The 21,106-nt window shown below is 69.3% G+C and carries 25 protein-coding genes; 10 read left to right on the top strand and 15 right to left on the bottom strand.

The annotated features are described in order from the left end of the window. Positions 1-12 precede the first annotated feature (12 nt). Positions 13-1,752 (bottom strand): Hvo_1808 family surface protein, encoded by a 1,740-nt coding sequence (locus ACZ5YD_RS11990; RefSeq protein WP_379744297.1) that lies wholly within the window; start codon positions 1,750-1,752, stop codon positions 13-15. A 155-nt stretch (positions 1,753-1,907) separates the two neighbouring features. On the opposite strand from ACZ5YD_RS11990, the gene ACZ5YD_RS11985 reads away from it, so the two are divergent. Beyond that, positions 1,908-2,480, top strand: a complete 573-nt coding sequence (locus ACZ5YD_RS11985; protein ID WP_379744299.1) for a cysteine hydrolase family protein — start codon at positions 1,908-1,910, stop codon at positions 2,478-2,480. A 56-nt stretch (positions 2,481-2,536) separates the two neighbouring features. Here the strand turns inward: ACZ5YD_RS11985 and ACZ5YD_RS11980 are convergent, their stop codons facing one another. Beyond that, positions 2,537-2,938 (bottom strand): universal stress protein, encoded by a 402-nt coding sequence (locus ACZ5YD_RS11980; RefSeq protein WP_379744301.1) that lies wholly within the window; start codon positions 2,936-2,938, stop codon positions 2,537-2,539. A gap of 138 nt (positions 2,939-3,076) precedes the next feature. After that, on the bottom strand, positions 3,077-4,522 hold the full coding sequence (locus ACZ5YD_RS11975) for a bifunctional metallophosphatase/5'-nucleotidase (RefSeq protein WP_379744303.1): 1,446 nt from the start codon (positions 4,520-4,522) through the stop codon (positions 3,077-3,079). Between the two features lie 272 nt (positions 4,523-4,794). Between ACZ5YD_RS11975 and rpl7ae the strand changes: the two genes are divergently transcribed. From rpl7ae to ACZ5YD_RS11945, 6 genes are all read left to right on the top strand, one after another. After that, positions 4,795-5,157, top strand: a complete 363-nt coding sequence (gene rpl7ae / locus ACZ5YD_RS11970) for a 50S ribosomal protein L7Ae (RefSeq protein WP_379744305.1) — start codon at positions 4,795-4,797, stop codon at positions 5,155-5,157. Positions 5,158-5,163: 6 nt separating this feature from the next. Then, a complete protein-coding gene (locus ACZ5YD_RS11965) occupies positions 5,164-5,388 on the top strand; it encodes a 30S ribosomal protein S28e (RefSeq protein WP_379744307.1) in 225 nt (74 codons plus the stop codon). A gap of 2 nt (positions 5,389-5,390) precedes the next feature. Further along, positions 5,391-5,585: a 50S ribosomal protein L24e gene (locus ACZ5YD_RS11960; protein ID WP_379744309.1), complete on the top strand. Its 195-nt coding sequence runs from the start codon at positions 5,391-5,393 to the stop codon at positions 5,583-5,585. Next, positions 5,582-6,064 (top strand): nucleoside-diphosphate kinase, encoded by a 483-nt coding sequence (gene ndk, locus ACZ5YD_RS11955; RefSeq protein ID WP_379744311.1) that lies wholly within the window; start codon positions 5,582-5,584, stop codon positions 6,062-6,064. Before ACZ5YD_RS11960 ends, ndk begins: the two co-directional genes overlap by 4 nt. 199 nt (positions 6,065-6,263) lie before the next feature. Beyond that, the gene (locus ACZ5YD_RS11950; RefSeq protein ID WP_379744313.1) at positions 6,264-7,808 is read left to right on the top strand and encodes an acyl-CoA carboxylase subunit beta; all 1,545 of its coding nucleotides are present in this window, start codon (positions 6,264-6,266) and stop codon (positions 7,806-7,808) included. 4 nt (positions 7,809-7,812) lie between these two features. Next, complete coding sequence (locus tag ACZ5YD_RS11945) at positions 7,813-8,178, top strand: hypothetical protein (protein ID WP_379744315.1); 366 nt, start codon at positions 7,813-7,815, stop codon at positions 8,176-8,178. A 33-nt stretch (positions 8,179-8,211) separates the two neighbouring features. Here ACZ5YD_RS11945 and ACZ5YD_RS11940 read toward each other — a convergent pair whose 3' ends face one another. The 5 genes from ACZ5YD_RS11940 to ACZ5YD_RS11920 form a co-directional block, all read right to left on the bottom strand. After that, entirely contained in the window at positions 8,212-8,853 is a 642-nt protein-coding gene (locus tag ACZ5YD_RS11940; RefSeq protein ID WP_379744317.1) for an HAD family hydrolase, read from the bottom strand. Positions 8,854-8,939: 86 nt separating this feature from the next. Beyond that, on the bottom strand, positions 8,940-10,094 hold the full coding sequence (locus ACZ5YD_RS11935; protein WP_379744319.1) for an acyl-CoA dehydrogenase family protein: 1,155 nt from the start codon (positions 10,092-10,094) through the stop codon (positions 8,940-8,942). Positions 10,095-10,150: 56 nt separating this feature from the next. Further along, positions 10,151-11,197, bottom strand: coding sequence for an AIR synthase family protein (locus ACZ5YD_RS11930; protein WP_379744321.1), 1,047 nt, complete (start codon positions 11,195-11,197; stop codon positions 10,151-10,153). An 87-nt stretch (positions 11,198-11,284) separates the two neighbouring features. Then, the gene (locus tag ACZ5YD_RS11925; RefSeq protein WP_379744323.1) at positions 11,285-11,485 is read right to left on the bottom strand and encodes a dodecin; all 201 of its coding nucleotides are present in this window, start codon (positions 11,483-11,485) and stop codon (positions 11,285-11,287) included. Between the two features lie 177 nt (positions 11,486-11,662). After that, positions 11,663-12,001 (bottom strand): DUF7116 family protein, encoded by a 339-nt coding sequence (locus ACZ5YD_RS11920; protein WP_379744325.1) that lies wholly within the window; start codon positions 11,999-12,001, stop codon positions 11,663-11,665. A 214-nt stretch (positions 12,002-12,215) separates the two neighbouring features. Between ACZ5YD_RS11920 and ACZ5YD_RS11915 the strand changes: the two genes are divergently transcribed. Then, positions 12,216-12,872, top strand: a complete 657-nt coding sequence (locus tag ACZ5YD_RS11915; protein WP_379744327.1) for a glycosyltransferase — start codon at positions 12,216-12,218, stop codon at positions 12,870-12,872. Here the strand turns inward: ACZ5YD_RS11915 and ACZ5YD_RS11910 are convergent. The 7 genes from ACZ5YD_RS11910 to ACZ5YD_RS11880 all read right to left on the bottom strand — a co-directional run bounded on the left by ACZ5YD_RS11910 (position 12,833) and on the right by ACZ5YD_RS11880 (position 19,978). Next, on the bottom strand, positions 12,833-13,150 hold the full coding sequence (locus tag ACZ5YD_RS11910) for a ubiquitin-like small modifier protein 1 (protein ID WP_379744329.1): 318 nt from the start codon (positions 13,148-13,150) through the stop codon (positions 12,833-12,835). The genes ACZ5YD_RS11915 and ACZ5YD_RS11910 overlap by 40 nt on opposite strands. Positions 13,151-13,279: 129 nt before the next feature. Next, on the bottom strand, positions 13,280-14,608 hold the full coding sequence (locus tag ACZ5YD_RS11905) for a TrkA C-terminal domain-containing protein (protein WP_379744331.1): 1,329 nt from the start codon (positions 14,606-14,608) through the stop codon (positions 13,280-13,282). Next, positions 14,605-15,855 (bottom strand): potassium channel family protein, encoded by a 1,251-nt coding sequence (locus ACZ5YD_RS11900; RefSeq protein ID WP_379744333.1) that lies wholly within the window; start codon positions 15,853-15,855, stop codon positions 14,605-14,607. The genes ACZ5YD_RS11905 and ACZ5YD_RS11900 overlap by 4 nt, the downstream gene beginning before the upstream one ends. Positions 15,856-15,957: 102 nt before the next feature. Then, complete coding sequence (locus ACZ5YD_RS11895) at positions 15,958-18,549, bottom strand: DEAD/DEAH box helicase (protein ID WP_379744335.1); 2,592 nt, start codon at positions 18,547-18,549, stop codon at positions 15,958-15,960. Positions 18,550-18,617: 68 nt separating this feature from the next. Continuing rightward, complete coding sequence (locus tag ACZ5YD_RS11890; protein WP_379744337.1) at positions 18,618-18,740, bottom strand: hypothetical protein; 123 nt, start codon at positions 18,738-18,740, stop codon at positions 18,618-18,620. 95 nt (positions 18,741-18,835) lie between these two features. Further along, positions 18,836-19,492 (bottom strand): phosphoserine phosphatase SerB, encoded by a 657-nt coding sequence (gene serB / locus ACZ5YD_RS11885; protein WP_379744339.1) that lies wholly within the window; start codon positions 19,490-19,492, stop codon positions 18,836-18,838. Positions 19,493-19,531: 39 nt separating this feature from the next. Next, positions 19,532-19,978, bottom strand: a complete 447-nt coding sequence (locus ACZ5YD_RS11880) for a VanZ family protein (protein ID WP_379744341.1) — start codon at positions 19,976-19,978, stop codon at positions 19,532-19,534. 57 nt (positions 19,979-20,035) lie between these two features. Between ACZ5YD_RS11880 and ACZ5YD_RS11875 the strand changes: the two genes are divergently transcribed. After that, entirely contained in the window at positions 20,036-20,434 is a 399-nt protein-coding gene (locus ACZ5YD_RS11875) for a DUF5778 family protein (protein ID WP_379744343.1), read from the top strand. Positions 20,435-20,450: 16 nt separating this feature from the next. Beyond that, entirely contained in the window at positions 20,451-21,098 is a 648-nt protein-coding gene (locus tag ACZ5YD_RS11870) for an alpha/beta hydrolase (protein ID WP_379744345.1), read from the top strand. Positions 21,099-21,106: the final 8 nt, after the last annotated feature.

Below are 21,106 nucleotides of genomic sequence, written 5' to 3'. Positions count from 1 at the left end.
CGACAGCCGCGTCTATCGGCGTCGACGCGCGACCGCCACCAGAGCGATCCCCGAGATCACGACCGCGAGAAGCGCGAGAAGCGCCGTGAACCCCGGCGTCTCCCCGGCGGTCGTCTCCGTGGCCTCGGTCGTTTCGTCCGGTCCCTCCTCGGAATCGTAATCGGGCAGGGTCGGAGTCGTCACCGCGGAGTCGGTCGGTTCCGATCCGTCCTCCGTGTCGGAGTCCGATCCCGTCCCGGGCTCGCTCGTGGGTTCGGGCGTCGGCTCCTCGAGGTCGATCGCCGGTCGGAGTTCGGTCACGTCCGCGGGCATGGGCGCGTGGACGATGGTCACTCGCGTGTCGTCCAGTTCGATCCCGTAGGCGCCCCGGAACCCGCCCTCGGCCACGTAGATGATGCCGTCGTCACGTCGAACGGCGTCGTGGGCGTCGAGCATCCGGAGGTAGGTCGCGTGGAACTGGGCGGCGTCCGCGGGGGTCTCCCACTCGCTGGCCCAGACGTAGCCGTTTCGCCGCTCGTCGCCGCGGTCGTTTCGGTAGGGAACGATCCGGTCGCCGGCCCAGCCGTCCGTCGACGCGTGATCGTAGTTGTAGACGGATTCGGGATGGATCCGCGAGGAGTCGAGGAGGACGCGCTGCCAGTCGAAGGTGTCGGCGCCGTATTCGCGACTCTGGAACCAGAACATCGCGAACATGGACGCCTCGCCGACGGTGTCGGAGCCGTTTACCCCCTGATCGGGATACGTCTCCCAGCCGTTCGTGGCGGTATCGGCGACGGGAACGGGCTCCGGAGCGATCGATTCGCGGTGGATCGTCTCCGCGGTCGCGTTCGGGGGCGACTCCATGCGTTCCGAGACGCCCTCCCACCCCTCCTCCTCGACGATCTCGGCGACGTAGGCGGGACCGTCGGAGTACGGCTGGAAGACGGTCAAGTAGATCCCCCAGTTCTCGGGTGGCCCCCCTCCGCCGCTCGATTCGGGGCCCTCGAGACAGGACCAGTCGCCCGCGCCACAGCGCTCCTCGTAGCGGTTCTCGACGTAGGAGGCCTCGCCCTCGACGATCCCGTCGATCGCGAGATCGGCGTCCTGCGTCTCGCCGACGTACCGCGGCCTGGAGAGGTTGTGATACTGGTCCTGCATGGCGTGGGTGAGTTCGTGGACGAGCGTCGCCTCCTCGATTCGGAGCTCCTCCCCCTCGGGTACCACGATCACGATCCGGTCTCCCCCGGGCGAGTAGAAGCCGGCGACCGAGCCCGACAGCGTCCCCTGGATGGCTTCCTCGGAGGATCCGTCCTCGCCGACGATGAAGAGCGCCTTCCACACCTGGTCGTTCCACCGGTTGAACTCGGGGTTCGACTCGGAGCCGTTCATCGTCTCCGTGTACTCCGCACGCGTCATCGTCTCGACCGGCACCTCCTCCTCGAAGGGTCGCTCCCGGAGGTACTCGACGCGGGCCATGCCGCGGTGGACGAGCAAGGTGATCTCCTCTTCGTCGAGCCCATCGGAGTCGTCGATCGCCAGCTCGGCGTCGTGACAGACGCCCTCCCAGTAGCCGATCTCGTCGTTGGTGGTCGCCTCACAGCTCCCGTTCGTCGCGTCGTCCGAGTCCTCGGATCCGGTCTGGAACGGTCCGACCGCGTGGGAGACCGCTCCGTCGTCCGGCGCCGGCCGAGCGGACGCCGCGACGGATCCGACCGGCGCGACCGCCGAGGAGACCAACAACACCGCGACGAACAGGACGAGCGACCGTCGCATACCGTGACATGGGAACAGGCGGGTAAGAAGCTTACCGACGGCGGGGCGCGGTCGGCCCCCTCGTGAGCGACGGCCGCATCACGAGCGACGACCGTACCGTGAGCGGAGATCCGAGTCGGCGTGGATTTTTGGCCGATCGCCGCCTATCCACGATCATGCGATTCGACGCCAGCGAGACCGCGGTCGTCGCCGTCGACATGCAAAACGGATTCTGTCACCCGGACGGGGGCCTGTATGCCCCCGCGAGCGAGGAAGCGATCGAACCCGTCGGCGACCTGATCGATCGAGCCCGGTCGGCGGACGTCCCGGTGGTCTACACCCGGGACGTCCACCCGCCCGAGCAGTTCGAGGACGCACACTACTACGACGAGTTCGACCGATGGGGCGAACACGTCCTGGAGGGGTCCTTCGAGGCGGAGATCGTCGACGAACTCGAGGTGCGTCCCGAGGACCACGTCGTCGAAAAGCACACCTACGACGCCTTCCACCGGACGGAGCTCGGCGGCTGGCTGGAGGCGAGAGGGATCCGCGATCTGGTCATCTGCGGCACGCTCGCGAACGTCTGTGTCCTCCATACGGCCGGAAGCGCCGGGCTTCGCGACCTTCGTCCCGTCCTCGTCGAGGACGCGCTCGGGTACATCGAGGAGGATCACCGCGAGTACGCGCTCGAACACGCCGACTGGCTGTTCGGCGAGACGGTCGAGCTGGGGAACGTCGCGTTCGAGTAGGCGACGCGATCGAACACGACGTCTCGGGAGCAGACAGGGTTCGAGTCCACGGAGGCTCAGGACCCGACGGTGATCACCGTACAGTCGAGCTTCTCCCGGAGGAACGAGTCGATGTCGGGGTCCGAAAACACCTTCCGGAGGGTTCGCCGCCAGCGGCTCGCCTGTCGGGAGCCGATCACGACGACGTCAGCGTTCTCGGCGGCGACCTCCTCGAGGATCGACTCCTCGACGAGGAACCCCTTGCGGACGACGTACCGCGCGCGGTCGATGGATCCGAACTCCCGTTCGACGGTGCGTTTGAGGTCGACGCGTGTCACGTTGTGGCTGTCCTGATAGAGATCGACGTGCAGCACGGTCAACGACGCGTCCCGGTCCTCGGCGACCCGGATCGCCTCCCGGAGCGTCCGCTTGGAGTCGGCCGTCAGCGGATACCGGACCGGAACCACGACGAGGGACATGCGCGATCGGTGGGGATTCCGGTTACAAGACCCTGCCGTTTCCGGATCACGATCAAGCCTTCGAGCTCCGGCCACGGACGCGAGTACCGATCCCGGCCAGGATTCGGATCGCGGCGGCGGGAGTCGGGATCGCGGCGGTCAGAGTCGGGGTCCCCGATCGGAGACGGTGGACGGCTCCTCCGCCGGGCGCTCCGCGTCCGCCTCCTCGTTCGAGCCGTTCAGGACCCGGATCCGACCGTCGATCGTCGGGTCGATGCCGCGCTCGGCGGCGTACCGCCACAGGACCTCGTACTGTATTCCGCCCTCGCCGGCGCGGTGGCGTTCGCGAAGCGTCGGAAACTCCTGGTCGGAGTGGAGCAGGTACTCCGAGGTCGCGACCGTGTAGGTCGCCTCGGGATCGATCGCCCTCCCGTCGACGGTCGCGTCCCGAAGCGTTTCGGCGTCCGCGTCCCAGACCACGCGGGCGTTCGAGACGTGGCCGTGCCACCAGTCGTCCTCGCCGAAGTCGACCGTCGGCGCCGCCATCTCCGCCAGGATCGACCGAAGCTCCCGGCCGGTCACCTCGGCGCGGACGACCGGCTCCTCGAAGGGGATGAGGCTCACGAGATCGGCCCGGGTGACGCGGCCCGCGATCGGATCGCCCGACCGAAGCCCGCCGGCGTTGGTGAGGCCGACGTCGGCGGAGAGGGCCCATCGGAACGCGTCGGCGACGAAGTTCCCGACCCGACACTCGCCGCCGTGGACCACCTCGTCCGTGCGGGACATCGGCTCGTCGAGCGTCGCGACCGTCTCGTCGAGGCCGGTGTTGGCCATCCGACGCTCGAGGGCGTTCCGGAGGTCCGAATGCGGATCGGCATCCGATCGCTCGCGAAGCGTCGCGGTCGGTCGCCGGTCCGCGAACAGCTCCACCTCGGCGACCGCGGCGCCGTTGACGCCGGGACGAACGAGGAGCGTCCCGTCCACGTGCTCGTTGCGCGGGCTGTGGACGTGTCCGCCGAGGATCGCGTCGACGTCGAGCGCCCGGGCGAGATCGTCGTCGCCGCCGCCGAGATGCGAGAGGACGACGAGGTGGTCGGGTGGGTCCGCCGCCGCGCGCATCGCCTCGAGTTCCGCCTCGACGGCGGCGATCGGGTCCGAAAACGACAGCGAGGCCGCCATCGGGTTCAACGAGTCGGTCGCCGGGTCGGTGACGCCGACGAACCCCACCCGGGAGCCGTCGATCTCCCGGACAGCGTGGGGGACGACGCCCTCAGCCGCGCCGAATCGTTCGCCGTCCTCGTCGCGGACGTTCGCCGAGACGTACGTCGCCGGCGACCGCTCGAGGAGTTCTCGAAGCGCGCCGGGGCCGTGGTCGAACTCGTGGTTGCCGAAGGTCTCGAGGGCCGTGTCCGTCGCGACGTGGAAGTCGACCGCCTGTCGGCCGGAGGCGACGAGCGAGAGGACGCCCGGCGCGGTCGTGTCGCCGGAGCCGACGACGAGCGCGTCGGGGCCGTCGAGCTCGCGGATCCGGCCGGCGAGGCGAGCGGCCCGCTCGGGCGTATCGAAGACGTTCTCGACGTCGGAGTGGTGGACGAGGCGGGGCATCTCCGTGGGAACCTGGGGGCGTCCCGAGGTAAAAGCCCTCGGGGCGGAGGGCGAGCGTTGGCGATCGATGTCCCTCACCCCGGGTCGCGCCGCGATCACCGTCACCTCGCCATGATCCGCCCTCACACGGCCGCTTCGGTTTGAAAGCCCTTTTATGCCATCCCGGAGTATTCCGGTGCACAGCCTCTTCGGGGTTGATGATGTGGCGCGCCGATAGGGACCGACCGCCGGCGCGACCACGCGAGCCCACGAGGGGGATACGGTGAACAACCATGGCAGTTTACGTAGACTACGACACCCCAGCCGACCTCGCCGATCGCGCGCTCGACGCGCTCGAGGTCGCCCGAGACACCGGTACGGTAAAGAAAGGTACGAACGAGACGACAAAGTCCGTCGAACGCGGCAACGCCGACGTCGTCTTCGTCGCCGAGGACGTCTCCCCCGAGGAGATCGTGATGCACCTCCCCGAACTCGCCGAGGAGAAGGGCATCCCGGTCGTCTTCGTCGAGACCCAGGACGACGTCGGTCACGCGGCCGGCCTCGAGGTCGGCTCCGCCGCCGCCGCCGTCGTCGACGCCGGCGAGGCGTCCGACGAGGTCGAGGACATCGCACAGAAGGTCGAGGAACTTCGATAAGCGGCCATGAGCACAGAAGAGGGAACCGGCGACTCGACGGCCGCGGAGGTCATCGAAGTCGTCGGCAAAACCGGGATGCACGGCGAGGCCATGCAGGTCAAATGCCGCATCCAGGAGGGATCGAACCAGGGCCGCATCATCACGCGAAACGTCCTGGGTCCGACCCGCGTGGGCGACGTGCTCCAGCTGCGGGAGACCCAGCGCGACGCCGACTCCATCGGAGGACAGTAACCATGGTCGAGACGCGCACCTGTGATTACACCGGAGAGGAGATCGAGCCCGGAACGGGCACGATGTTCGTCAGGACGGACGGAACGATCCTCCACTTCGTCGACTCGAAGGCGGAGAAGAACTACTTCATGGGTCGCGAGGCGCGCGACCTCGAGTGGACGGAGGCCGGACAGGCCACCAAGGGCGAGGACGAATGAGCCACCACGACGAGCGCACCTTCGTGATGGTCAAACCCGACGGCGTCAACCGCGGGCTCATCGGCGAGGTCGTCTCCCGCTTCGAGGACCGCGGACTGAAGCTCGTCGGCGCGAAGTTCATGCAGATCGACGAGGAGCTCGCCCACGAACACTACGGCGAGCACGCCGACAAGCCGTTCTTCGACGGCCTCGTCGAGTTCATCACCGCGGACCCCGTCTTCGCGATGGTCTGGGAGGGCGCCGACGCGACCCGACAGGTCCGCCGGATGGTCGGCGAGACCGACCCCGCGGAGTCCGCACCGGGCACGATCCGCGGCGACTTCGGCCTCGATCTGGGCCAGAACGTCATCCACGCCTCCGACCACGAGGACGAGGGCGCGAACGAACGCGAGATCGATCTCTTCTTCGACGAGGAGGAGCTGATCGAGTGGACCCCGATCGAGGAGACGTGGGTCTACGAGGACGCCGGCGGCGAGTGAACCGATAGCCGGTACCCTCGCTCGCGTCCGAATTCTTGCGGTGATCGTCGACGTCGCGGAGCCGTCGATCCCGATCGAGAACCGTCGGACGTCCCCATCGATTAGACGATCGTCGAAAGACGGATCGTCGGATAGCAGAACCCTTTTGCCGTCCCTTGCGGAGTTCACACACAATGGATGGAGGTGTCTCGAGGTGACGATGGACGACCGGATCGACGACCTCCGCGAGCGCCGCGAGCGCGCGCGCAAGGGCGGCGGGGAAGAGCGGATCGAGTCCCAACACGAAAAGGGGAAGATGACCGCACGCGAGCGGATCGACTACTTCCTCGACGACGGCACGTTCCACGAGTTCGACCAGTTCCGCACCCACCGCAACCACACCTTCGGCATGGAGGAGAACCAGCTCCCCGGCGACGGCGTCGTGACGGGCTACGGCGAGGTGAACGGCCGCAAGACGTTCGTCTTCGCCCACGACTTCACCGTCTTCGGGGGGTCGCTCGGCGAGGTGTTCGCGGAGAAGGTGTGTAAGGTGATGGACAAGGCCATGGACGTCGGAGCGCCCGTGATCGGGCTCAACGACTCGGCGGGCGCACGCATCCAGGAGGGCGTCGCCGCGCTGGGCGGCTTCGCGGAGATCTTCCGACGTAACACCGAGGCCTCCGGCGTGATCCCGCAGATCTCGGGGATCATGGGCCCGTGTGCCGGCGGGGCCGTCTACTCGCCCGCAATCACCGACTTCACCGTGATGGTGAAGGACACCTCCCACATGTTCATCACCGGACCGGACGTGGTCGAGACGGTGACGGGCGAGGAGGTCAGCTTCGAGGAGCTCGGCGGGGCGGTCACCCACTCGTCGACCTCGGGCGTGGCCCACTTCGCCGAGGAGTCCGAGGAGGACGCCCTCGACCGGATCGCCCGGCTGCTGTCGTATCTCCCGCAGAACAACGTCGAGGACCCGCCGCGGGTCGACCCCTGGGACGACCCGGAGCGCGCGGACGAGGAGCTCGCCGAGATCGTCCCGGACGCCCCCCGAAAGCCCTACGACATGACGGCCGTGATAGAGCGGGTCGTCGACGAGGGGTCGTTCCTCGAGGTCCACGAGAACTTCGCGAAGAACCTCGTCGTCGGGTTCGCCCGGCTCGACGGGCGTTCCGTGGGGATCCTCGCGAACAACCCGCGGGTCAACGCCGGCACGCTCGACATCGAGGCGAGCGAGAAGGGCGCGCGATTCATCCGGTTTTGTGACGCGTTCAACGTGCCCATCGTCACCTTCGAGGACGTGCCCGGCTTCATGCCCGGGACCGACCAGGAACACGGCGGGATCATCCGCCACGGCGCGAAGCTGCTTTACGCCTATTCGGAGGCGACGGTCCCGCTTCTCACCGTCATCACGCGAAAGGCCTACGGCGGCGCCTACTGTGTGATGTCCTCGAAGCACATCGGCGGGGACGTCAACTACGCCTGGCCGACCGCCGAGATCGCGGTCATGGGCCCGAAGGGCGCCGTGAACGTCCTCTATCGCGAGGAGCTGGCCGACGCCGACGACCCGGACGCGCGTCGACAGGAGCTGATCGACGAGTATCGCGAGGAGTTCGCGAACCCCTACACCGCGGCCGACCGCGGGTTCATCGACGACGTGATCGAGCCGACCGAGACCCGAGCGCGTCTCGTCGACGACCTGGAGATGCTCCAGAGCAAGCGGTCCGACCTGCCCGAGAAGAAACACGGCAACATCCCGATCTGATCGAATGTCCCCCGAGACCACCACGGAGCCGGCGGAGATCGAACGCGACGAGGGTGCGGCGAACGGCGGGTCGAAACGAGCGGGAACGACCCCGATCGACCGGATCGCGGAGGGGATCTCGATCCCCACGGACGCCGACCCGGAGGAGGCTGCCGCGATCGTCGCCGCGGTCGCGGCTCACGTTCGCGACCGGGAGGCTGCAGCCGCCGCGGCAGCGGCAGCGGCCGCCGCGGACGCGGAGGACGGCTGGGAGAACGACCGCTGGGCGTTCGCCGGGCGAACCGACACCCTCCAGGGACGCGCCGCCCGCGTGCCGCGCGAGGCGCCGCGGGACGCCTGGACGGCCGCCGGTCGAACCGACCGGTTCTGAACGCGATTCCTCACTCGGAGTGTGCGTGCGAGCTCACTCGGAGTTGACGTACCGAAACTCGACGCCCGCGCGCTCGGCCGTTCGGGCGTCGCGCTCGGAGTCACCGACGAAGAGCGAGCGGGCGGGATCCGCGGAGAGCGCGTCGAGGGCTGCCAGGAGCGGCTCGGGGTCGGGCTTGTAGGTTCCGACGGTATCCCGCCCCACGACGGCGCTTACACGATCGTCGAGGCCGTGTCGATCGAGGGCGATCCGGCAGGCGTCCTCGGAGTTGAGCGAGCAGACGGCCGTCCGGGGAGCCCGGTCGGCATCGAGGATCTCGGCGAACGACAGCCGCCGGGAGTCGCGGGCACCCTCGCGTTCGTGTTCGGCGATCGTCTCCTCGACCACGTCCGCGATGCCGTACTCGGGGGCCGCGGCGTGCAGCTCCCAGAGTCCGTCGGAGGGTGGCTTGACGGCGTGTTCGACGTAAACTCCGAGGACGTCCTGCGCGACCGCGTTCCAGTCGACGCCGAGGCGGACGAGGGTCCCGTCGAGGTCGTAGACGACCGCGTCGTAGGCGTCGGGATCGAAGCCCGGGTCGAGATCGGCGGCAACGGACGTCGAGTCCTCCGTGGAGCCGGGCGATCGCCGATCGCGTGAGTCGTCCGTCGCCTCGGTGACGTCTCGGGAGGTCATACCCGAGATAGGTCCCCCGGGCCACTGTACGTTTCGGTCGATCGGGTTTCGGCTCGAAACGGGCGTTGGATCGGCTCCACGCTGACTCACTCCGGAAGGAGCCCGCGAGCGATGATCGTCTTTTGGATCTGGGTCGTCCCCTCGTAGATCTCCGTGACCTTCGCGTCCCGATAGAGCCGCTCGACCGGGAACTCACGCGTGTATCCGTAGCCGCCGTGGATCTGGATCGCGTCGTTGGCGACGGCGGTGGCCGTCTCGCTGGCGAAGTACTTCGCCATGGAGGCGGCGACGCGGGCGTCCTCGCCGGCCTCGGCTCGCCGGCAGGCGGCCCGGACGAGCTCTCGACTCGCCTCGATCCGGGTCGCCATCTCCGCGATCGTGTGACGGATCGACTGGAACTCGGAGATCGATCGACCGAACTGCTCGCGGTCGGCCGCGTAGGTCGTCGCCTCCTCGAGCGCCGCGCGGGCGAGCCCGACCGCCTGGGCGCCGATCCCGATCCGGCCGCCGGTGAGGATCCGGAAGGCGGACGCGAGGCCCTCGCCGACCTCCGTCAGCCGGTTCTCGGCCGGGATCCGACAGCCGTCGAGGACGACGTCGGTCGTATCGGAGGCGCGAAGCCCGAGCTTCCGCTCCGGCTCGCCCGGCTCGAACCCGTCGGCGTCGGCCGGCACGAGGAACTGCGTGACGGTGTCGGGGTCGTCGGGATCGGTCTTCGCGAAGACGATGGCCACTCCGCCGCGCCGGCCGTTCGTGATCCAGCGTTTGTGCCCGTCGAGGACGTACTCGTCGCCCTCGCGCGTCGCGGTCGTCGTCATCTCCGCGGGGTTCGAGCCGGCCTGCGGCTCCGAGAGACAGAACATGCCGACCGGCCGCCCCGAGCGGGCCATCCGCGGGAGCCACCGCTCGCGCTGGTCGTCGGTGCCGAACGTCGCGATACAGGAGGTGACGAGACAGTGGACCGAGAGGGCGGTCGCGACCGCGAGCCCTCCATAGGCGACCTCCTCGTTGACGATCGCGTAGGTGGATCGATCGGCCGCGACGCCGCCGTGCTCCTCGGGAACGGTGAGTCCGGCCAGGTCGGCCTCCGCGAGCGCGTCCCAGGCGTCCTCGGGAAACGACTCGTTCTCGTCCGCCTCGCGGGCGACCGGCCGGATCTCCTCGGTCGCGATCTCGTGGACGAGTTCCGCGATCGCTCGCTGTTCGGCGGTCAGGCTCGGGTCGGTCCACGGATCGGGCATGCGGGCGGATTCGAGGCGGTCCCGCAAAAACCTGCCCACGCGATCGAAGCCACGAGCTACGCGTCGTCCGACGACGCGTCGGCGGCCTCCCAGAGCGCGTACAGCTCGTCGCGAGGCGGCTCCGGGATCGCCACGCCGTCGAGGACGACGCGGGCCGGATCGGCGTCGCCGGTGTTCGATCGACCGGATCGGTCGTCGCCGGCGTCCGATGCCACGGGTCGGACCTCGCCGACGACCGCCGCCTCGACGCCGACATCGGCGACGGCGTCCAGGGCCGCGTCGACGCGCTCGTCCGGGATCGCGGCCAACAACGCGCCCGATCCGAACGTCCGGAGCGGATCGACGCCGAGGGCGTCACAGCACACGCGGGTCGCATCACGGACGGGCACGTCCTCGCGGTCGACGTCGACGCGGACGTCGGCCGCGCTCGCCATCTCGTGGAGGGCCGTCAACAGCCCGCCCTCGGTCGGGTCGTGCATGGCGGTGGCGAACTCGCGGAGCGCCCTCGCCTCCGGGAGAACGCTCACGTCCTCGAAGTAGCCGAGCGCGTCGTCGATCGTGGCGTCGTCGACGCCGGCCTCGCGGCATTCCTCGGCGAAGTCGCTCGCGAGGATGGCGGTCGCCTCGATCCCGGCTCCCTTCGTCAAGACGATCCGGTCGCCGTGGGTCGCACCGCCCGACGGGAGAAACCGGTCCGTCGTTCCCATCGCGGTCATCGACAGGAGCGGGCGGTCGAGCGCCGGGAGGTACTCGGTGTGGCCGCCGACGATCGAGACGCCGACGTCGCGGGCCGTCGAGTCGAGCTGTTCGGCGAGGGTCCGGCGCGTCTCGGGATCTCGATCCGGCAGGAAGACGGTGCTCGTGAGCCAGCGCGGGTCCGCGCCGCTCACGGCAACGTCGTTGCAGGCGACGTGGACGCCGAGATGGCCGACGCGCTCGGCCGCCAGCGAGATCGGATCGGCGCTCACCACGAGCGTCCGGTCGCCGAGGTCGATCCCGGCGGCGTCCTCGCCGTAGGCCGCCCCCTGAACGACCGCCGGATCGTCGGCGCCGACCGCGTCGAGGAACTCGGAGAGCGCCTCGGGATCGAGTTTTCCCGTCATACCGATCGCTCGAGTGCGCCGCGTCAAAAGGGTGTGCGCTTCGATCCGCGGAAGACCGATCCGCGGACGGACCGGGACGGGAAGTCCTCACTCGGCCAGTTCGAAGGCGATCTCGACCTCCGCCTGGTACTCACGTTCGGGGGCGTTTTTGACCTCCACGCCGAACTCCTCGACCTCGGCCCAGTAGACGTTATCGAGCGTCGCCTCGGCGCGATCGATCGCGTCGTCCGCCGCGTCGTCGAAGCTCTCGGTGCTCGTCCCGATCAGGGAGATCTTCTTGAAAACCATGGGTGATGTTGGCTCGCCCACGGTGATAAATGTACCCGCCGGCTCGCCCGTGGAGTTCGTCGGCCGCTCGATCCCGGGGCGCTTGATCCCGGGGCGCTCGCGACTCGATGGCGAACGGCCGCGATTCGGGTCAGGATCGACCGCGGTTCCCGGGAGCGGCCGCAGTTCCGTCGGCGGTTAGGGACTTCCGGGACGGCCCTGCATCACGTCGAAGTCGCCGTCGTCGCCGACTCCGATGACGGCCCAGTCGAACGGCGGCTTCAGTCCGAGGAGGTGCTCGCGAAGATCGCTCGCCGACCGCTTCCAGGTCACGAAACACCGCAACCGCGGCGTCTCGCCGCCGTCCGCCAGATACGGTTCCGGGTCGGTGGCGTCCTCGGCGCGGATCGGCGTCACGAGCACGCGTCGCCACTTGCGTTCGGCGACGAACTCGGTGCCGTCCTCGCGAACCGAGTATCCCAGTTCTCGAAAAACGTCTCTGGCCTCCGTGGTCGGTGGCATGCTAACAGGGGCCATCTACTCGGGGGTACTCGGCCGAGTGTGATAAGCTTTCTCACAGGGCCGATTCGGCGATCGAACGTCCACCCGCCGTGGCGTCTCACGACTCTCGTGTCGCCTCACGAACTCATCGTGTCGCCTCCCGGACTCTCATGTGCCCCACGAGATCACCGCGCGAGCACGTTGGGGACCGACAAAAGGGCTATCCCGTCCGGAGGAGTGGGTCGTGACGATGGGCGATCCGACGCTGAGCTACGTCGTCCCGGCGTACGACGAGGCCGACTACATCGACGCGACGCTGTCGGCCATTCGGGACCAGTCGACGGACGAGGCGATAGAGGTCGTCGTCGCGGACGGGGGCAGCCACGACGGAACGCGTTCGATCGCCCGCGACCACGGCGCCGCAGTGCTCGTGGAGGACGACGACGGGATCTGGGCGGGGAGGAACCGGGGAGCGGCCGCCGCGAACGGGGAGTGGGTCGCGTTCGTCGACGCCGACACCGTGGTCTCGTCGAACCACTGCGACCGGATGCTGTCGTGTGCTCGAGAGCGCGGGCTGGACGCCGCGAGTTCGCGATGTCGCGTTCCCGGGATCCGGGCGACGTGCATGGAGGCCACCATCAACCACGTGTTTCCGCGGCTGCGACGTCCGGTCCTCCCGGGGTTCAACTTCCTGATCCGCCGCGAGGTCTTCGAGGCGACCGGGGGATTCCCGGCGGTTCCCAACGAGGACACGGCCTACAGCAGGCGACTCGGCCGGACGCATCGAACCGGCTACTGCAGGGAGATCCTCGTCGAGACGTCCCCACGCCGGATCGACCGACAGGGGCTGACCGGGAGCGCGTTCCACTACCTGCGACTCGACTGGCGGCGGCTGCGCTCGTCGTGAGCGTCGGAGCCGCCACTGACGGGGGGAAACAGCGCGAGCTCGTCGCCGTCCTCGAGTTCCGTCTCGAGACCGTCCTCGTGAATGACGTTCTGCCCGTTTCGAAGCAGGTTGATGTGGTCCGCGAGCTCCCCGTCCTCCATGACGCGATCGCGGAGGTCGGGACGGTCCTCGAGGAGGTCCTCCAACGCGTCGCCGACGGTGTCTCCCGGGCCGGCGGAGACGGTCACGGTTCGTCCGCCGGCGGCCTCCGCGAGGTCGGCGAACAGTTTCCACTCCATACCGACCCACCGCCCGCCGGGCGTATGAGGATTACGTCCCGTCGACGTTCGCGTCTCGTTGACGTGCGCCTCATCGACGACGTTCGGGTCTCGCCGACGTGCGTCTCATCGACGTTCGCGCTCCGCCAGTCAGTCTTCCCTCCTCGGGACGTCGGTTCCCGCATCGTCGGCCTCCGAATCGCCGGATTCCACATCGTCGGTCTCCGCATCTCCGGCCGCCTCGGCCTCGACGCGCCGAAGGGCGTCCGGTCGTCCGAGGAGGAAGACGGTGTCGCCGGGCTCGAAGAGCCGATCACGTTCGGGGATCGCCTCGATGGAGGCGCTCGCGGGACGCACCGCGGCGACGACGGCCTCGAGATCTCGAACGCTCGTGCCCACGAGGGGACTTTCGGGACCGATCGTGACGGCGGTCATCGTCTCGTCGGCCGCGCGCAGGAGGCTGGCGAACTCCCGGTCCGCCTGCGGTTCCGCGGGCAGCGTCACGAGCCGATAGGTCTCCGACTCCTCGAGGCGGGCCGCGTCGGTCTCATCGAGCGCGAGCGTCGCGACGTCCCCGGCCGTCGCACGGAGCTCCGCGGTCGCGACCCGCCTCGGGTCGTCGCCGCCGATCCACGCCTGAACGACGTCGCCCGGCGTAGCGGTGTACGGCGGGTCCGCGTGGACGGCGATGGCGGCGGTCCCGGGCGCGAGGGTCGGACCGATCCCGGCGGCTCGCGAGCCGACCGCGAGATACTCGATCTCCCCCTCCTGGGTGACGTCGACGTCGACGTAGTTCACCCCGAAGTCCTCCTTGATGCGGGCGACGAGGCGCTCGCGAAGCTCCGCCACCGTCACCCGACGCGGAAACAGCAGCGTTCGTCCGGCCATCCCCTCCTTCGTCGCCGGGGCGACCGCCTCGTAGGAGTCCATGTCCGCGATGTCCTCCGCGGCCGGCAGCGTGACGGGCGTGACGCGACCGACCGTGCGAACCACGCGTCCGATCTCCCCTTCGAGCTGTTTGCCGCCGGCGACGGCGAAGACGTTCCGGGCGACGACGTCCCCGGTCCAGGCGCCGGCGGGCGCGACGGCCGCGGCGACGCCGACGGCGACGACGTTGAACAGGACGACGTCGACGCGCAACAAGACGACGTCGGTGCCGCCGATGATCGAGCCGAGCGAGGCCGTATTGAGGTACAACACGACCGCGGAGACGCCGAGGAGGACGGCGACGCCCTCGGGGATCCGCTGGCGGAAGTACCACCGATACGCGACGGCGACGCCGCCGGCCGCGAGCACCGCAAGGCAGGCGAAGAGGAGGAGCCCAACCGCCGCCCGAAGCGGCTCCGCGAAGGTCACCTCGACCACGAGCGGCAGGCCCGCCGGCGTCGAACTCCCGGCGTCGGCGGCCGGAACGGGGGTCGGAACGGAGGCCGAGACCGAGGACAGGACCGGGACGAGAACCGAGGCCGGAGGGATCACGCGGCCACCTCCGAGAACCGATCGAGCGCCTCGCGCGTGCCGACGACGAACATCTCGTCGCCGGCGGCCAGCTCGCTCGAGCCCCGCGGGGCGATGGTCCACGAGTCGTGTCGCGCCGCGAGGATCGCGACGTCGTAGGCGTCACGGACGTCCACCTCGCCGATCGTGTGGCCGTCGAGGGGTCCACCCTCGACGACGGAGACGCGTCGAAACCGGGTGCCGGCGCGCCGCAACAGCGTCGTCAGCTCGAACTCGCGGCGGGTTCCCCGCGAGAGCACGAGGACTCGACCGCGATCGGCACGCAGGAGCGCTCCGGCGGCCGACCGATCGACCGCCACCGTGACCCGACCGTCGCCGCCGGTCGTGACGGGAACGGACGGAGCCGTCGGCTCGACATCCGGATCGCCGTCTCCGCCGTCGGTCGCGGCCGGCGGCGTATCGGCGGGCGGATCGGATGCGGGCGAGGGAGGCGATCCGGAGCCGTCGCCGGACCGTGCCGAGACGACGGTTCCCTCGACGGTCGTTTCGGGAGTGATGACGCGGACCTGCTCCCCGCGGGCGATTCCGGTCGGGACGAGCGCGGCGATTGAGACGGCGCGTTTTCCGGGGGGGACCCGCCTGGAGAGTCCGCCCATCGGCGGCGCGGCGTTGACCGTCGCCCGGGCGTTCTCGTCGATGCTCACGGAGACGTCGGCGAGTTCGAACTCCGTTCGAAGCCGGTCGGCGAACCGCGTTTCCAGCACGGAGATCGGGACGTCGGCCGGAAACGTCCAGTCCACCTCGGCGATCGCCTGGCGGGTCTCGGCGGCCAGCGGCGGGTATCCCTCCATGTCGCCGACTTCGCCCGCGATCGCGATCCGCACGCGGCCGCGCGACCCGACGAGATCGATCACGTCCGCCGAGAGCGTCCGGTCCCGAAGCGACCGAAGCGACAGCCGCTTCGGCGCGGTCGCTCCGAGCTTGTCGCCCTGGGCGTGGGCGTACAGCGAGACCATGAGGACGACGACGATGGCCGTCAAGACCGCGGGCGCACGCTCCGACGAGCGGATGGAGGGATCGTTGAGCGCGAGCAGCCCGCCGTTGACGCCGGCGATGGCGAGCGCGAGGACGACCACACCGAATCCGGGGATCGTCACGCCGGTCACGTACTTGAAGACGAAGCCGAGGACTCCCGAGACCAACGCCGGGATGATCCCGGTGAGAAGACCGAGGTAGAGCCCGTAGAGAATTTCGACCGGCAGTTCCATATCGGCCAGTCTCCCGCGGCGTATAAACCGTTACCGACGGACCGGTCGATCGGACCCCCGCGGTCGGACGTTCGGGCGTCCCCGGCGACCGTTCCGGCCGCTTCACCCGCCGACGTACTCGCTGGCGACGACCTCGCGGATCCGGTCCGCCGTCACCTCGCCGACGCCGTCGACCGCGAGGAGGTCCTCGCGCTCCGCGGTCATGACGGCCTCGACCGACTCGAAGTGCTCGAGGAGCGATCGGGCGGTCACCGGGCCGATGTCGGCGATGGACGAGACGACGTACTCCTGTTGTTCGTCGAGCGTCTTCGTCGTCTTCTCGCCGTGGACGCTTACCTCGCGGTCGCGCGTCTCCTGTTCGCGGCGGGCGATCGTCTCGAGGAGTTCCGCGGTCTCCCCCTCGTCGTCGCTTTGCAACACGCTGATCCCGAAATCGACCGCGAGGGAGGCGAGCGCGCCGCGTATCGCGTTGGGGTTCACGTCCCGCTGGGTGTAGAGATCGCCGCCCTCGATGACGAGGATCGGTCGGGCGTACGCCCGGGTCAACTCGCCGACCTGCTCGAACATCGACCGGTCCGAGTCGAGCAGGGAGTCGACGAAGTCGGCCGCGGACTTGCGCTCGATCGCCACCCGATCCGAGAGGACGTAATCGCCGACGGCCAGGGTCTCGAGGCGGGTCACCAGCTCCTCCCGCGTCGAGAGGTCCTTGGCGATCCCCGCGTCGAGTTCGCGCTGGTCGACGACGATCTCCACGCCGTCATCGACGCCAGCGGTCGCGACGACGCCGTCGTCTTCAGCGCCGGCGTCGCCTTCAGCATCGGCGTCATCCTCGAGGTCGGCGTCCGCGCTCCCGCTCGGATCCGAACCCGGATCGCGGTCGGCGGGTTCCGCCTCGGCGTCCGGGTCGGTATCCGCCTTCATCCCAGCGTCGGGATCGACGTCCCCCCCTGTCTCCGCCTCGGCCGCGAAGTCGGTCAGTCCCGGCTGGCGGTCGCCGCCCGCTCCCGGCTGGCGATCGTCGTCGGCCCCTTGCTTGTGGCCCTCGTCCGTCTTCTGCCGGCGATCGTCGTCCTCGCGCTCGCGAGCGTCGCCATCGTCTCCGTCGAACGCCTCCAGTCCCGACTGTGCGCCGCCGCCGATGGCCGACTCGATCTCGCCGGTGGCGGCTTTGAGTTCGCGAAGCTCCTCGCGCATCTGCTTCTCACGACGCCGCGAGATCCAGAAGAACGCCTCGTCGCGGGTGTCCTCGGCCAACAACACCACGACCTCCCCGCTGGCCTGCCGACCCGTCCGACCCTTGCGCTGGATGGACCGGATCGCGGTCGGGACGGGCTCGTAGAACAGGACCAGATCGACCTCCGGGACGTCGAGGCCCTCCTCGGCGACGGACGTCGAGACGAGCACCTCGAACTCGCCGGCCCGAAAGTCCTCGAGAGTGTCGTGCTGGTCGGCCTGGCTCATCCCGTCCGACCCTTCCTTGTCCCCCTGTCCGACGAACCGCTCGACGTCGAAGCTCGCGGAGAGGAACTCGACGAGCGCCTCGGCGGTGTCTCGCGACTCCGTGAAGACGATGGCCCGATCGCCGCCGTTCACCCCGAGCGTCTCCGCGAGGAGCAATCGGGTCTTCGAGAACTTCGGGTGGAGGTCGTCGAACGACTCGGCGAGCCGCATGGCCTCTCGGACCCGCGGCTCCGCGACGAGCCGCTGGCTCGCCTTCGAGGCGCCCGACGATCGGGCGGCGTTGCGCTGGCGCTCGAAGTAGCGGCGGACGGACTCGACCGACTGGGTCTCGACGAGCTCGACGGCCCGCCGGAGCTTCATCACCTCGGCGTGGGTCGACATGCCGGTGTAGCCCTCCGATCGACCCGCGTCCATCATCCGCTTGAGCTTCCCGCGCATCGCGTTGAGGTCGCGCTGGGAGACGTCGGGGCTCGTCGAATCCGCCACGCCGATCGACTTCAGCTGCTCGAGCCGCTCCTCGATGACCTCGTTGATCGCGTCCCGGATCGCCACGAGCTCCTCGGGCAGCTCCACGCGCTCCCAGCGAACGTCGGTGTCGTGGGTGTACTCCGCGACGTCGGCGTCCTCCTCGGTCATCACCTCGACGTTGTCGATCCCGAGGTTGTCACAGACGGTCTCGATCTCCTCGAGGTCGCCGCCGGGCGAGGCGGACATCCCGGTGACGAGCGGGTTCGCGGCGTCGGCGTGGTACCGTTCGGCGATGTAGACGTAGGCGTACTCGCCGGTCGCGCGGTGACACTCGTCGAAGGTGAGGTGGGTCACGTCCGCCACCGAGATCCGGTTGCCAACGAGGTCGTTCTCGACGACCTGTGGGGTCGCGATCGCGATGCGAGCCGACTCCCACAGCTCGGCACGCTCGTCGGGCCGGACGTCGCCGGTGAAGACCACGATCTCGTCGTCGGGGATGGTCAGCGCCTCGCGGTAGAAGTCGGCGTGCTGTTGGACGAGCGGCTTCGTCGGCGCGAGAAACAGCGCCTTCCCGCCCGCCTCCTGGAGGCGTTCCGCGGTGACGAGGAGGCTCACGGTCGTCTTTCCGAGGCCGGTCGGCAGACACACGAGGGTGTTCGCGTCCCGCGCGGCCGTCGCGAGGCGAAGCTGGTAGCGACGCCGCTGGAGGAAGCCGTCGACTAAAAGCGGGTGGTCGATGCTCGCCGCGTCGGCCTCGGTCGCCATCGGCGGCACTTGGCCGTCATCGCGGAAAAGGCTTCGCGAAGCGGGGTGAAAGTGGTCCGATCGCCGGGTTACCGGTCGTCGATCTCCCGGACGCGCTCGTCGGGAACGCGCTCGCCGACGAGCGCGGCCCACTCGTCGAGGCGCGAGCGACGGTCCCCCGCGCGCCCCGAATCGCGTGTGTGAGGGGTCATCGTCCGTATGTGTACGAAGCCGTCCTCTTAATCGTTACTCCGGTTCCCGGTCGGCGATGACCCGATCGCTGCGGCGGGGTCGGTGAGACCGCCGATCACTCGAGCGTCTCCGCGGACGGGAGCACGCGATATCCCTCGAGAACGGAGCCGAGACGGGCCATCGACGCGACGACGGCGTCACAGGAGGATCGGACGGCCGGTTTCGGGACGAAGCCGACGGAGAGCCCGGCGACCTCGAGCATCGGGAGGTCGTTCGCGCCGTCGCCGATCGCGACCGTGTCGGCCATCGGGACCCCGACCGCCTCGGCCAGCTCCTCGAGCGCGTCGTCCTTCGTCCCCTCGATGAGCGGGCCCTCCGCGTCGCCGGTCAGGCGGCCGCCGGACTGGGGAAGCCGGTTGGCGACGATGGTGTCGACCTCGACGCCCTCGCGTGCGAGTGCGGCCTCGACGCCGCGTTCGAACCCGCCGGTGAGGATCGCGACGTGGTGGCCGGCCTCGCGCAGTCGAGCGATGAGGTCCGCGGCGCCGGGGCGGATCCGGACGCGGTCGAAGGCGTCCGCGACGTCCTCCTCCGAAAGCCCCTCGAGCAGCTCTGCGCGCTGATAGAGGCTCTCGGCGTAGCTCAACTCGTCGTTCATCGCCCGTTCGGTGATCTCCGCGACCTCCTCGGAGACGCCGGCCCGCTCGGCGAGCAACACCGTCATCTCGGAGTCGGAGAGCGTCCCGTCGAAGTCGAACGCGATGAGTCGCATACGCGCGGTTCGCGGCGTGCCGGTTAAATCGCGACGGTTTCACCTCGTCGACGTGCGGGCGAGAGCTCCCGCGATCGTTCCGACGAGGACGCCGACGACGGCACCGACCGCGTTGATCGCGGCATCGAAGAGCCCCCCGGATCGCCACGGTATCGGGACCTGGAGGAGTTCGATCGTCGCGCCGTAGCCGGCGGCGAGAACGACGGCGATCACGGCCACCTCACGGACCTCGAAGTCGCGCTCTCGAAGCGTCCGTCGACAGAGCCCGGCGATGATCGCGTACGCGAGGAGGTGGCTCGCGACGAACGGGTCGACGCCGACCGAGAGGGTGAAAAACGCGGCTTCGCCGCCGGAACTCCCGGGAACCGGAACGACCGAGACGACGAGCACGAGGAGGGAGAATCCGACGATCGATCGCGATCCGACGGCGGAGAGCGCGTCGGCAACCCGGGTGCGGGCTCCACCGGAAGCGCGGTCGGAGGTCATCGGTCGCGTGACGCTCGGATCGCCACCCGTTTATCCGGTCCGATCGAACGTCCGCCGATGAACGAGACGCTCGACGACGACCTCTATCAGCGCACGATGGCGCTTTTAGAGCCCGGGGAGATCGACCTCCAGGGATGTATCGTTCACTCCGTCTACGACGGACAGTCGGACCTGGAGATGCACGAGCTGACCGTCGCGATCAACGACGTGATCGCCGAGGCCGCCGGCAAGGGCGAGACCTACATCGAGGCGGGCAACGACGACCCGGACTTCTCCTCGAACCAGTTCCAGGGGCTCACCCTCGAGGACGAGTCCTTCGTCTGGGAGTGCCAACAGCTGCTTCGCGAGGGGACCTTCGATCTGGTCTTCTACTACGAGGCCGACGCGGACCAACGGACGGTCGTCGAGGGGATCGAACGGCTCGAGGGCGTCGATCGGGTCACGCCCGTCCCCTGAATCGAGGATCCGGATCGTGACCGACTCGAAGACGGTCCTCGTTCCCGGCGGTCGAGACGTCCGGGCGACCCTCGATCGCGCCGGGGACGACACGCTCCCGACCGCCTGCGTCGTCGCGTGTCCGCCCCACCCGCAACACGGCGGCCATCGCGGCGACCAGCGGCTCGAGGCGGTCTCCGCCGCCATCCGCGATCGCGGCGTCGACTGTCTGCGGTTCGACTACGGGGACTGGGACGAGGGGTACGGCGAGCGGGCCGACGCGGACAACGCCCTCGCGTGGGCGTTCGACCGCTACGAGCGCGTCGGGCTCTTCGGTTACTCCTTCGGCGGCTGTCTCGCGCTCGTCGCGGCCGCCGGGCGCGAGGACCTCTCGGGCGTGGCGGCGCTGGCGCCCGCACCACAGATCAACCCCGACGTCGACGCGGTCGCGGCGCTCGCCGACGTCGCGTGTCCGGTCCGGATCGTCTACGGAACGCGCGATACGACCACGGACTGGGAGTCCGTCGTGGAGCGTGCTCGCGGGCTCAAAACGGGCCGGCCGTCCGGAGCGATCACGCTCACGGAGGTCTCGGCGGACCACTTCTTCATCGGTCAAACCGACGCGATCGGAGAGACGATCGGGGAGTGGCTCGGAGAACGGATCCGGTCGTCCCGACAGTGCTAACGGGAGAC

Source organism: Halopenitus salinus (genome assembly GCF_055397165.1).
Note: the sequence above shows the minus strand (reverse complement) of the source record. Positions and strands in the feature narration are given on the sequence as shown.

What these genes read in the sequence shown, in the direction of transcription:
- ACZ5YD_RS11990 (WP_379744297.1), bottom strand. Translation starts at nt 1,752, where the DNA reads ATGCGACGGTCGCTCGTCCTGTTCGTCGCGGTGTTGTTGGTCTCCTCG.
- ACZ5YD_RS11985 (WP_379744299.1), top strand. Translation starts at nt 1,908, where the DNA reads ATGCGATTCGACGCCAGCGAGACCGCGGTCGTCGCCGTCGACATGCAA.
- ACZ5YD_RS11980 (WP_379744301.1), bottom strand. Translation starts at nt 2,938, where the DNA reads ATGTCCCTCGTCGTGGTTCCGGTCCGGTATCCGCTGACGGCCGACTCC.
- ACZ5YD_RS11975 (WP_379744303.1), bottom strand. Translation starts at nt 4,522, where the DNA reads ATGCCCCGCCTCGTCCACCACTCCGACGTCGAGAACGTCTTCGATACG.
- rpl7ae (WP_379744305.1), top strand. Translation starts at nt 4,795, where the DNA reads ATGGCAGTTTACGTAGACTACGACACCCCAGCCGACCTCGCCGATCGC.
- ACZ5YD_RS11965 (WP_379744307.1), top strand. Translation starts at nt 5,164, where the DNA reads ATGAGCACAGAAGAGGGAACCGGCGACTCGACGGCCGCGGAGGTCATC.
- ACZ5YD_RS11960 (WP_379744309.1), top strand. Translation starts at nt 5,391, where the DNA reads ATGGTCGAGACGCGCACCTGTGATTACACCGGAGAGGAGATCGAGCCC.
- ndk (WP_379744311.1), top strand. Translation starts at nt 5,582, where the DNA reads ATGAGCCACCACGACGAGCGCACCTTCGTGATGGTCAAACCCGACGGC.
- ACZ5YD_RS11950 (WP_379744313.1), top strand. Translation starts at nt 6,264, where the DNA reads ATGGACGACCGGATCGACGACCTCCGCGAGCGCCGCGAGCGCGCGCGC.
- ACZ5YD_RS11945 (WP_379744315.1), top strand. Translation starts at nt 7,813, where the DNA reads ATGTCCCCCGAGACCACCACGGAGCCGGCGGAGATCGAACGCGACGAG.
- ACZ5YD_RS11940 (WP_379744317.1), bottom strand. Translation starts at nt 8,853, where the DNA reads ATGACCTCCCGAGACGTCACCGAGGCGACGGACGACTCACGCGATCGG.
- ACZ5YD_RS11935 (WP_379744319.1), bottom strand. Translation starts at nt 10,094, where the DNA reads ATGCCCGATCCGTGGACCGACCCGAGCCTGACCGCCGAACAGCGAGCG.
- ACZ5YD_RS11930 (WP_379744321.1), bottom strand. Translation starts at nt 11,197, where the DNA reads ATGACGGGAAAACTCGATCCCGAGGCGCTCTCCGAGTTCCTCGACGCG.
- ACZ5YD_RS11925 (WP_379744323.1), bottom strand. Translation starts at nt 11,485, where the DNA reads ATGGTTTTCAAGAAGATCTCCCTGATCGGGACGAGCACCGAGAGCTTC.
- ACZ5YD_RS11920 (WP_379744325.1), bottom strand. Translation starts at nt 12,001, where the DNA reads ATGGCCCCTGTTAGCATGCCACCGACCACGGAGGCCAGAGACGTTTTT.
- ACZ5YD_RS11915 (WP_379744327.1), top strand. Translation starts at nt 12,216, where the DNA reads ATGGGCGATCCGACGCTGAGCTACGTCGTCCCGGCGTACGACGAGGCC.
- ACZ5YD_RS11910 (WP_379744329.1), bottom strand. Translation starts at nt 13,150, where the DNA reads ATGGAGTGGAAACTGTTCGCCGACCTCGCGGAGGCCGCCGGCGGACGA.
- ACZ5YD_RS11900 (WP_379744333.1), bottom strand. Translation starts at nt 15,855, where the DNA reads ATGGAACTGCCGGTCGAAATTCTCTACGGGCTCTACCTCGGTCTTCTC.
- ACZ5YD_RS11895 (WP_379744335.1), bottom strand. Translation starts at nt 18,549, where the DNA reads ATGGCGACCGAGGCCGACGCGGCGAGCATCGACCACCCGCTTTTAGTC.
- ACZ5YD_RS11890 (WP_379744337.1), bottom strand. Translation starts at nt 18,740, where the DNA reads ATGACCCCTCACACACGCGATTCGGGGCGCGCGGGGGACCGTCGCTCG.
- serB (WP_379744339.1), bottom strand. Translation starts at nt 19,492, where the DNA reads ATGCGACTCATCGCGTTCGACTTCGACGGGACGCTCTCCGACTCCGAG.
- ACZ5YD_RS11880 (WP_379744341.1), bottom strand. Translation starts at nt 19,978, where the DNA reads ATGACCTCCGACCGCGCTTCCGGTGGAGCCCGCACCCGGGTTGCCGAC.
- ACZ5YD_RS11875 (WP_379744343.1), top strand. Translation starts at nt 20,036, where the DNA reads ATGAACGAGACGCTCGACGACGACCTCTATCAGCGCACGATGGCGCTT.